The sequence below is a fragment of the Porcipelethomonas ammoniilytica genome (assembly GCF_025567485.1).
GTDB classification, from domain to species: Bacteria; Bacillota; Clostridia; order Oscillospirales; family Ruminococcaceae; genus Porcipelethomonas; species Porcipelethomonas ammoniilytica.
In genome coordinates this window covers 2,626-12,579 of record NZ_JAOQKH010000027.1, presented here as the reverse complement: position 1 = coordinate 12,579, position 9,954 = coordinate 2,626, and the positions used below count along the sequence as shown (strand labels likewise).

General features: G+C 31.2%; 13 protein-coding genes. 11 read left to right on the top strand and 2 right to left on the bottom strand.

Annotated features, from left to right (window positions below; all coding sequences use genetic code 11):
- Positions 1-75 precede the first annotated feature (75 nt).
- The gene (locus OCV67_RS12145) at positions 76-312 is read left to right on the top strand and encodes an AbrB/MazE/SpoVT family DNA-binding domain-containing protein (protein ID WP_147644221.1); all 237 of its coding nucleotides are present in this window, start codon (positions 76-78) and stop codon (positions 310-312) included.
- 33 nt (positions 313-345) lie between these two features.
- Here the strand turns inward: OCV67_RS12145 and OCV67_RS12140 are convergent, their stop codons facing one another.
- Together OCV67_RS12140 and OCV67_RS12135 are read right to left on the bottom strand one after the other, a co-directional pair.
- Positions 346-630, bottom strand: coding sequence for a helix-turn-helix domain-containing protein (locus tag OCV67_RS12140; protein WP_147644220.1), 285 nt, complete (start codon positions 628-630; stop codon positions 346-348).
- The gene (locus OCV67_RS12135; RefSeq protein ID WP_147644219.1) at positions 627-986 is read right to left on the bottom strand and encodes a type II toxin-antitoxin system RelE/ParE family toxin; all 360 of its coding nucleotides are present in this window, start codon (positions 984-986) and stop codon (positions 627-629) included. Before OCV67_RS12135 ends, OCV67_RS12140 begins: the two co-directional genes overlap by 4 nt.
- A gap of 119 nt (positions 987-1,105) precedes the next feature.
- Between OCV67_RS12135 and OCV67_RS12130 the strand changes: the two genes are divergently transcribed.
- From OCV67_RS12130 to OCV67_RS12085, 10 genes are all read left to right on the top strand, one after another.
- A complete protein-coding gene (locus OCV67_RS12130; protein WP_147644218.1) occupies positions 1,106-3,163 on the top strand; it encodes a type IA DNA topoisomerase in 2,058 nt (685 codons plus the stop codon).
- Between the two features lie 34 nt (positions 3,164-3,197).
- Positions 3,198-3,410, top strand: a complete 213-nt coding sequence (locus OCV67_RS12125; protein ID WP_147644217.1) for a hypothetical protein — start codon at positions 3,198-3,200, stop codon at positions 3,408-3,410.
- A 958-nt stretch (positions 3,411-4,368) separates the two neighbouring features.
- Complete coding sequence (locus OCV67_RS12120) at positions 4,369-4,584, top strand: hypothetical protein (RefSeq protein WP_147644216.1); 216 nt, start codon at positions 4,369-4,371, stop codon at positions 4,582-4,584.
- Between the two features lie 33 nt (positions 4,585-4,617).
- Complete coding sequence (locus OCV67_RS12115; RefSeq protein ID WP_147644215.1) at positions 4,618-4,956, top strand: hypothetical protein; 339 nt, start codon at positions 4,618-4,620, stop codon at positions 4,954-4,956.
- A gap of 134 nt (positions 4,957-5,090) precedes the next feature.
- The gene (locus OCV67_RS12110; RefSeq protein ID WP_147644214.1) at positions 5,091-5,303 is read left to right on the top strand and encodes a hypothetical protein; all 213 of its coding nucleotides are present in this window, start codon (positions 5,091-5,093) and stop codon (positions 5,301-5,303) included.
- 189 nt (positions 5,304-5,492) lie between these two features.
- Positions 5,493-7,154, top strand: coding sequence for a hypothetical protein (locus OCV67_RS12105; RefSeq protein ID WP_147644213.1), 1,662 nt, complete (start codon positions 5,493-5,495; stop codon positions 7,152-7,154).
- A gap of 35 nt (positions 7,155-7,189) precedes the next feature.
- Positions 7,190-7,642: a hypothetical protein gene (locus OCV67_RS12100; protein WP_147644212.1), complete on the top strand. Its 453-nt coding sequence runs from the start codon at positions 7,190-7,192 to the stop codon at positions 7,640-7,642.
- A gap of 35 nt (positions 7,643-7,677) precedes the next feature.
- Positions 7,678-8,655: a helix-turn-helix domain-containing protein gene (locus OCV67_RS12095; RefSeq protein WP_147644211.1), complete on the top strand. Its 978-nt coding sequence runs from the start codon at positions 7,678-7,680 to the stop codon at positions 8,653-8,655.
- Between the two features lie 123 nt (positions 8,656-8,778).
- Positions 8,779-9,216 carry a helix-turn-helix domain-containing protein gene (locus OCV67_RS12090; protein ID WP_147644210.1) on the top strand — a complete coding sequence of 146 codons (438 nt, stop codon included), beginning with the start codon at positions 8,779-8,781 and terminating at the stop codon, positions 9,214-9,216.
- 135 nt (positions 9,217-9,351) lie between these two features.
- Positions 9,352-9,954, top strand: a 603-nt coding sequence (locus OCV67_RS12085; protein ID WP_178085134.1) for a CHC2 zinc finger domain-containing protein, incomplete at its 3' end; no start/stop codon positions are given.

The following is a 9,954-nucleotide window of genomic DNA, read 5'->3' as shown; positions in this document are numbered from 1 at the left end:
CAAAGTAACAGTGATGATTTAGAAGAATATCTTGACGATTAAAAAATTCGCCATTGGCGAAAAAGGAGTTTATATATGAAATTAATATCAGAAAACAAAATTGATGCTTTGGGAAGAGTGACACTCCCTGCACAAATTCGGCATAAATTAGGTATGGATAAAGGTGACAGCGTAGATATATTTGAAGATAACGGCTTTATGATTATTAAAAAACATAATAACTCCTGTGTTTTCTGCGGAAATTCAGAAAATTTAACAGAATACAATCATAAACATATTTGCAGTAACTGTCTGGATAACCTTAAAAAATAAAGGCTCCGGCTTCTGCCGGAACTCTAATATATTTTAATTTGGATTTGGAACAAATTCTATTTTTAAAGACATATCCATAGCAGCTGCGAGTCTTTGCAATGTTTTTATAGACGGATTTCCGTTTCCGTTTTCAAGTTTGCTTATATCTCCTTGAGCAATACCCGTACGTTCAGAAAGTTCTTTTTGTGTAATTCCTTTTAGTTTTCGAGCGTCAATCATTGCCTGTATTATTGCAAATTCAGGCTCAAGAGCTTCGTATTCTGCTTTTATTTCGGGATCTTTAAGTTGTTCTTTAAGAAAATCGTTAAATTTTGTCATTGTCTATTCTCCTTTCTGCTGAGAAAATCAGCACGGTAGCGTTTAGCTCGTTCAATTTCTTCTTTTGGGGTTTTCTGTGTTTTCTTTATAAATCCATTGGTAAGAACAGCTTTTTTGCCGATTACAAAGAAATACATTACTCTTGATATATCAGAGCCTACCTTTGCTCTAAGTTCCAAAATTCCCTCACTTACGGATTTAGAATAAGGTTCTCTTAATTCATAACCGTTATTTTGCAGCATTTCAATGATACGTAACATTTTAGTTCGCATTTTCTTATCAAGGCTAAGAATAAATTCTTTGGCTGGCTCTGTTCCATCTTCCTTTTCATAGAATATTATTTCAAATTCCTGCACATGTATGCTCCTTTAATATAGGATTTACTCTATATTTATTATATAACACTTTTTCTTTTTTGTCAATCTCTTTTATTAAATAATAAAAATTCGCCAATGGCGAATAGAAAGGACTGTAAATGAAATTAGTCATAGCTGAGAAACATAGCGTCGGGGCGAATATCGCTTCCGTACTGGGTGCAAATATAAAAAAGCAAGGTTATCTTGTGGGAAACGGTTATATAGTTTCATGGTGCGTAGGTCATTTGATAGAACTTGCCGAACCGGAAGCCTATGGAGAAGAGTATAAAATCAAACCGTGGATCACGGACTGCCTTCCCATCATTCCTGAAAAATGGAAATTTGGCGTTATCAAAGAAACAAGCTCTCAGTACAAAAACCTGAAATCTCTTATGAATGATCCATGTGTTGATGAAATTATCTGTGCCACCGATGCAGGACGTGAAGGAGAGTGTATTTTCAGATACGTGTACAAGCTTTGCAAATGCTCGAAGCCTGTCAGGAGACTTTGGATTTCTTCAGTTGAAAAAAATGATATTATAAACGGTTTTAATGATCTGAAAGATGACAGCGATTATGACCGTCTTTTTCAATCAGGATACGCAAGAAGCAAAGCCGATTGGCTTGTCGGCATGAACGGTACTCGCCTGTTTTCAGCAATGTACAATAATTTTCTTTCTGTAGGACGTGTACAGACTCCTACATTAAAAATCATTGTGGATCGTGAAAATAAAATTAACAATTTTAAATCAGAAAAATATTATACCGTACTTCTGAATTGCGGAGAATTTACGGCTGAATCTGCAAGAATTCCTGATTTACCGACGGCTAAAAAAATCCTGCAAAATGTTAATGCAGGTACGGCATTTATTAAGTCAATCAAAAAGGAATCTAAAAAGGTTAGGCCTCCGAAGCTTTTTAATATTGCGGATTTACAGAAAACTGCTAACCGTCTGTTTGGTTATACCGCTAAGCAAACTCTTGACTATGCACAGTCCCTTTATGAAAAAAAGCTTATTACATATCCAAGAACCGACAGTAATTATGTCAATTCAAGCATGAAAGACAAAATCATTCAGCTGACCGCTGCTGCATCTGGAATTATGTCCGCTGAAATTTCATTTACGCCTGACGCAGACAGAGTAATAAATGATAAAAAGGTTACAGATCATCATGCTTTACTGCCTACTTTGTCTGTTTCTAATGCAGATATTGAAGCTATTCCCGATTCTGAAATGAAAATACTGCGGCTTATCTGTTCTCAGCTGATCTATGCAGTTTCTCCAGAACATATTTATGAATCTACAGCTATAACGGTAAGCTGTGCCGACACTGATTTTACCGCACTGGGAAAGAAAATTTCTCAAATGGGTTGGAAAGAATTTCAGTTAAAATTTGTTTCATTACTCACCGGCAAAGAAATGTCTGTTAAAGAAACTATATTTACAGATAACATTGTCGAAGGACTTGTAATTGAAAATCACACTGAAAAAATCGCAGACCATCAGACAACTCCGCCGAAACGCTATACGGATTCCTCTTTGATATCTGCTATGGAACGTGCCGGAAACGAGAACTATGAAGATGAAAACGTCGAAAAGAAAGGAATCGGTACTCAGGCAACGCAGGCTGGTATTATTGAAACCATAATAAAGCGTGGTTATGTAGAACGCTCCGGTAAAAATCTTTTTCCGACGCAAAAAGGCATAAGTCTGATCGAAGCAGTACCGGAAGAAATAAAGTCTCCGAAAACTACTGCTATTTGGGAAAGTAAACTTCAGCTTATTGAAAAGGGCGAATACTCCCCTGACGATTTTATGAATGAAATAAATGAATTTGTTAAAAGTCTTGTTGATACTTACAGTAAAGAGGATAACATAAATAAAGATCTGTCATTCAGAGCTGAACGAAAGGTCATAGGCAAATGTCCAAAGTGCGGTAAAAATGTTGTAGAATATCCTAAATCTTATGGTTGTGAAAGTGGTAAGGACGGGTGCGAATTTGTTATTTGGAAAAAAATCTCAGGAAAAACAATTCCGGAAGGTGCTGCACGTTCTCTTCTGGATTACGGAAAGTCCGCAAAGCTTAAAGGCTTTAAGAAAAAAGACGGAAGCGGTACATTTAGTGCATATCTTATGTTGGATAAAGATTTTAAGGTGACTTTTAAGTTTAAATAAAAAATTCGCCATTGGCGAATTGGAAAGGAAACTTATGAAAAATAATATCAAATCAAAAAATGTACGTATTGGTGGTATAGGACATGGTGAAGAAATGATAAATATAAATTTCAACAATGAAAAATATTTTAAATTTAGTCAATTCTGTTCAAAAAATAAATTGACTTATAATATATTGAATAAATCAGATTCACATGTTTTAATTTCTTGCAATAAAAATATTTATTCTCTATTTAAAGATCATTAAATTTCTTATATAAAATATTATTGTTATATACTCGAAGCTGTAATTGTTTCATTAATTATGAAGCTTCTGTAAAATTCGCCAATGGCGAATTGAAAGGATTAGCTATGGAAGATGTTAAAAAAAAATGTGTATTATGCGGTAGTGAGTTTATTGCAACTGATGATAATAAACCAAATCATCAAATATGTTGCAGATGCTCACAACAATTAACAAGGCATATTAACCCTAAAATATCAAAAAATCATTATTTAATGGAAATTATATTCTTCATATTATGTAATATCTGGACGTTCATTGTATTTACTCACTACTTTAAAGATATGACAGTTAAAAATATGTTTAAATTGGATAATTCTTTACTTTTAATCAGCGTTATATCAAGTGCTGTTATGGTTATATTTACAGTTATCAATTTTTATCAAACAAAAAAGAAACCTTAGATTTTGTTTATTTTCCACTCAACCACTCCAAAGATAATAATAACAAATAGAAGTGGTATAACAACTGATCCAGAAGATACTAATATAACATTAATATTTTCATCTGGTGAACGTTTATAATTTATCAGGAAGTAAGTAAAAAGCTTAAATGCAGAAAGGTACAATATTATTGATTGCATTTTGAATATTATTAGTTTTAAATTCAAATGATTAATCAGTGCATTCAAAATAATCAAAATAAGATATATAACGCAGAATATTATAATTAGATTTTTAACAAAAAAATTCATAAAACAAAGGTTTTCATATGAATTAAATAGTTTATTTGTTAATAAATCAACTACATATGTATTGTGGTCATATAAACACAAACTCATATAAAAAGTAATTATTGTAATATATAAAATTGGTATAGGCAAACTACACTTTTTGAATAAGTCTTTTATTATATCTATCATAACATGAACCTCTATCTAAGAATTTTGTTTATTTTAACATTTTCTAAAGGAGACAAATTTATGAATAATTTCAATGAATTTTGCGTGTTTTGCGGAGAATCCAAAAATCTGACAACATATAAAGGCACATTTATATGCAGTGACTGCTATGAAAAACTTAAAAAGAGTTTAAAAAGAGATTATTACATAGGACGATTGCTGTTCTGTGTAGCATTATCTTCCAGTTTAGCTATACTCGAAGCTGTAATTGTTTCATTAATTATGAAGTTTCTGTAAAATTCGCCATTGGCGAATTGGAAAGGGAATATTATGGATGAACAGTATTGTGAGAAATATTGCGTATGCTGCGGAGAAAAATTCTGCGGACTTAATAATGATGAACCGGTTAATAAGATATGCAAAAAATGTTCATATAAGTTAATATCTGGTATTAAGCCAAAAATAACATGTAAACGTCATATTGCAGAACTTATGTTATTTATATTAATTAACATATTAATGCTTAAGTTCTTTTCATCAGAATTAAAAAAATTTTCATTTCAAAATATCTTAGATGGAAATAACCTTTTAACCTTAACTACGTCATTACTTCTTATTTCAGGAACAATGATTATAATTTTTATTGCTATAAAAAATAAGAAAAAGTAATTTATATTTTATTTATTTTCCTATTAATTTTTGAAATAATCCCTTTATTACATTAATCATAATAATCATCTCACAAACTTTATTTAGGTATATTTTACCATATTAAATTAATTTTGTAAAGGTGGGATAAATTAATGAATAAATTAAATGAAATCTGTAAGTTTTGCGGAAAAAATGAAAATATAACGGCATTTAACAATACCCTTGCATGTAAAGAGTGCATTGAAAAAATAGAAAAAAAGTTAGTAAAACGTTATAAAAGCGAAAGATTATTATTTTGCACTGGTTTAGCTATCTGGTTTGCCTATGTAGAAGCTTTAATTTTTTTGATTTTTAAACGTATGTAAAAATTAGCCATTGGCGAATTGGGAAGGAAAGATAAGATTGAAAATTATAAGAAAAATATTTATGCATATTATTGGCTTATTCAACCCATACGAAGATAATAAATATAAAGATTATGTACGCAACTATAGAAAAAAATATTTTAATCAATATTATTCGCCAATGGCGAATGAAAAGAAAGGAATTAAAAAATGAGTAACGAAGAATATTTAAATAATATTAATGTTCAGTATTCACCTGAAGAAAATGAGGATAATTATGAGCACAGTGATTCAAATGAATCCTCCAATATTCAATTAAACAATTCCGAACTAAAACGTGGTATTATTACACGTTTTCTGGATTCCAAATTAGATACCTATAATGACAGAATCAGCAGTCTCGAAGAAAAAAATACACTTCTCAATGAAAAAATTCAGAGAAATCAAAGCAAAATTGATAAATTTAACTCCAGAATTGCAAAACTGGAAAAGCAAAATATCTTTCTTAGATCCATAGCACAAGCTTATCCCCAGTCTGAAAAGGCTATTAATTTGTTAATTGATAAAAATATTAATAAGATACACAATCTTAAAACTAAGAAAATTCCTGCAAAGTTCAATAAGATGGAAAAACACAAAGCTAATATTAAATATAACGAAAATAAAATATATAAATTACAGCTTAAAATAAAAACCTGTGAAAACATAAAAGAATATTTTCATAGTTTCAGCATTAAAGAACCTGAACTTCGCCATGACAAGTTTATGAACTGCTTAAAATCTATTAACGATTCTTCAAAATTTAAGCTGGAAAACATATTACACAAAATAAAAAACCTATTAGAACGTTTAATTGCAAAGCTTGAAACTAACAGATACATGCAAAAACAGATTGGTAATAACCCTAAAATGCTTGAATACCTTCAATCCAAAGAAAAATCTTATTTGAATAAAATCACAAAACTGGAACGGAAAATTGAAAAAATTAACACAAAGCTTGATAAGTATCATACATTAAGTAAAGGTATACAGGGTATTGAAACTGAACCTCCTGCAAATAAATCTCAGCACATTGAAGAAATGATGAGTAAAAACGAAAGCGTCAACAATTCTATTGCTGAAATTGTTGCTAATCTTTCGGAATCCTCCATTACAGACCGTGTTGTATTATCAAATGCTGCTATTATAAGTGATTTGAATATACATATTTCACGTGAACCTGTTCAGACAGAAAAAACTGCTGCCATGAAAGAAAACATTTCAGAAAAGCAGCCGGTTCAAAGTTCTGAAATTACCGAAAAAGCTGTAAAAGTAAATGAATCTGCTGCTGAAAAACAATCTGTTAAAAGTGCCGATATTACTGTTAATAATTCAGACAAGATAACAAAAGATGTATTTAAGTTTGATAAGGAATTAAAATATTACGATGGCAATGCTCGAATTGAATTAAAAGTAAATAATGCTTTATGGGAACGTTTTTCTAAATCTGCATTTGATCATGGAATTTTTTTGCAGGATAAAAATATAAATAGAATTTTCTTTGAAGCTAGCAATGATGGTAAGGGATTAGGTCATTTTTATATTACTTATCAAAATCCAGAATTTAAATTGGATTGTATTTCCGGCGCTGAATTTTTAACTGCTGAGGAACATTCCGTTATTAAAGCTGTTACTTCTGAATTACTTAAACATCATAATAAAACTAATGCCCATGAACATTCTAATAAAACTGCTGAAAATTCTTCAGCTCTTAACGAAAAAACAAAATCACTCCTTGGCGAACTTCACAAAAATCAGGGCAAGCTATCTGAAATAAACAAAACTGCTGATTTAGGTAAAAATATGACTAAAACCCCAGAAGTATCGTTATAAAAAATTCGCCAATGGCGAATTGAAAGGCAATTAAAATGATTAATCAGTTAATAGCAGATTATGAAAATATACTTTGTACAGAAGAAATGAATCTTGTAGTAGGTTTCTATAATACTGTAGGAGATTTTGACGCAGCTATGGTTTTATGTGAAAAATTGTCTGCCGAAGGTTATGGAAAATCTCTTAACAAAGCAAATAAAAGCAGTTTGGCAGCAGTCAGTGAATATATTTCAAAGTACCAGATTGCAGATATTACCGGAACATCTGTAGAGTACATAGAATCCCTTCCCTTTGATATTCAGGACGAACTGCTGGACTGCTATGAATCTGACTCAGATAACAAAAATCTTTTTAAAATACTTGATTTAGAGTACAAGCCTGAAAAAGTTGAAGTTAAAAATAATCAGGTCAAAAAAAGACCGTCATTGCTGAAAAAACTGCGATATTATCAGAATTTAATTAATCTTCAGGAACAGCAAAATAATTAAATTCGCCAATGGCGAATTGGAAAGGATAAATAATTTTGAATAAGTTCAAATTCGTAAAAAATGGATACGTCGGTCATATGATCTGGCGTATCCGTAATATACGTGGAATGACAGAAAAAGAACTAGGAATAAAAGCAGGATTTAACAGATTTACGGCTGAACGTAAAATCACATTGTGTGAAGATAAAAGAAAAATCTTAAAAAATAAAGATATGCAAAAAATTGCAAAGGCGCTTAATGTCCACCCTTTCGTCCTAAGAAATGAACTTCCGTCACATGACGAACTTTCGGCAATTTATATGCTTTTTAATCTTCACGAAAGAACCTGTATTAATTTTCATAAATTTAACGGTGATGTTTATATTAAGTTTAATTCCACTTTTATAAGTGAATTTCTTAAAGAATGGGATGTAAAATTTAGCCAATTAAACAAAAAGGAAATAAGCTATGAAGAATACGTTAAATGGATAATAGGCTTACCCGACAGAATGCCGGATTATCTATTAAATGCACAATCAGGTAATCCTTTGTATAAGTTCAAATTCGTAAAAAATGGCTATGTCGGTCATATGATCTGGCGTATCCGTGACATACATGGAATGTCAAGAAAGGAATTAGGCATAAAAGCAGGATTTAGTAGATTTACGGCTGAACGTAAAATCGCATTGTGTGAAGGTAATAGAAAAATCCTAAAAGATAAAGATATGAAAAAAGTTGCAAAAGCGCTTAATGTTCACCCCTTTGTTCTAAGAAATGAGCTTCCGTCACATGACGAACTCTCGGCAATTTATATGCTGTTTTACCTCCATGAAAATTCTTTTATTACATTCCGTACATTTAAAGATAATATTTACATCAAATTTTATTCCACTTTTATAAGTGACTTCCTTAACCAATGGGATATACAGTATAAGCGATACTTTAAACATGAAATAACATATAAGGAATATATGCAATGGTTAGTAAGCTTACCTGATAGAATGTCAAGCAAGGAATTAGATTTACAAAAATAAAATAATTAATAAAGGAACAAAATAATGTTTATAAAGTACAGTGCCAAAAGGCTAAATTCCAAAAAGCGTATAAAAAACAGTTACGTTGGCTCAATGATTCGTCGTATCCGTGACATACATGGAATGTCAAGAAAAGAATTAGGCATAAAAGCAGGATTTAACAGATTTACGGCTGAACGTAAAGTCTCATTGTTTGAAAATGATAAAAAAATCCTAAAAGATAAAGATATGAAAAAAATTGCAAAAGCGCTTAATGTTCACCCCTTTGTTCTAAGAAATGAGCTTCCGTCACATGATGAACTCTCAGCAATTTATATGCTTTTTAATCTTCACGAAAGAGCCTGTATTGATTTTCGTAAATTTAAAGGTGATGTTTATATTAAGTTTAATTCCACTTTTATAAGTGAATTCCTTAAAGAATGGGATGTAAAGTTTACCCAATTAAACAAAAAAGAAATAATCTATGAAGAATATGTTAAATGGATAATAGGCTTACCAGACAGAATGCCGGATTATCTATTAAATTCACAATCAGATAATAATCCTTTGTATATCATATGATCTGGCAAATCCGTGACAAACGTGGAATGTCAAGAAAGGAATTAGGCATAAAAGCAAGATTTAGCAGATTTACTAAAGTAAAATAATAAATTTGTCAATAAAAATTCGCCAATGGAGAATTGGAAAGGAAAAGTAATGGAATATAACATTTTTAAGGAAATAAAAGCAAGATTAAGTATGCCCGATTTAGTTCAGGGATACGGAATTGAAATCAACCGCAGAGGTTACTGTTTATGCCCCTTTCATGCCGAAAAAACTCCCAGTATGCACATTATGGAAAAGGGTTATTATTGCTTTGGCTGCGGCGAAGGCGGAGATCATATTAAATTCGTTCAAAAACTTTTCAACCTCGAAAATCCCCTTGACGCTGCTAAGAAAATTAATGAAGATTTTGGTCTGGGACTTGATCCCAATCACAAACCTACTAAAGAAGAATTTATTTCAGCCAGAAAAATTGTGACTGAACGTCAAGAATTTGAAAGAGAAGAAACGATTGCATATAATGCTTTTTGCGATTATTTCAGAGTCCTACGTGAATACGGAAGAATCTATGCTCCGCAGTCTGAAAGTGAGATACTTGATAAACGCTTTATCGAATATCTTCATAATTTTGAACGTATCGACTATACAGTCAACAGAATGATCGAACTAATGCACAATCCTATGAATGAGCGCAAGGAATTTCTCAAGGATAATGAAGATTACCTTGTTACTGTTGCCGAAAGACTTCTTGAAATT

Coding starts and splice junctions, on each gene's coding strand:
- OCV67_RS12145 (WP_147644221.1), top strand. CDS start 76: ATGAAATTAATATCAGAAAACAAAATTGATGCTTTGGGAAGAGTGACA.
- OCV67_RS12140 (WP_147644220.1), bottom strand. CDS start 630: ATGACAAAATTTAACGATTTTCTTAAAGAACAACTTAAAGATCCCGAA.
- OCV67_RS12130 (WP_147644218.1), top strand. CDS start 1,106: ATGAAATTAGTCATAGCTGAGAAACATAGCGTCGGGGCGAATATCGCT.
- OCV67_RS12125 (WP_147644217.1), top strand. CDS start 3,198: ATGAAAAATAATATCAAATCAAAAAATGTACGTATTGGTGGTATAGGA.
- OCV67_RS12120 (WP_147644216.1), top strand. CDS start 4,369: ATGAATAATTTCAATGAATTTTGCGTGTTTTGCGGAGAATCCAAAAAT.
- OCV67_RS12115 (WP_147644215.1), top strand. CDS start 4,618: ATGGATGAACAGTATTGTGAGAAATATTGCGTATGCTGCGGAGAAAAA.
- OCV67_RS12110 (WP_147644214.1), top strand. CDS start 5,091: ATGAATAAATTAAATGAAATCTGTAAGTTTTGCGGAAAAAATGAAAAT.
- OCV67_RS12105 (WP_147644213.1), top strand. CDS start 5,493: ATGAGTAACGAAGAATATTTAAATAATATTAATGTTCAGTATTCACCT.
- OCV67_RS12100 (WP_147644212.1), top strand. CDS start 7,190: ATGATTAATCAGTTAATAGCAGATTATGAAAATATACTTTGTACAGAA.
- OCV67_RS12090 (WP_147644210.1), top strand. CDS start 8,779: ATGTCAAGAAAAGAATTAGGCATAAAAGCAGGATTTAACAGATTTACG.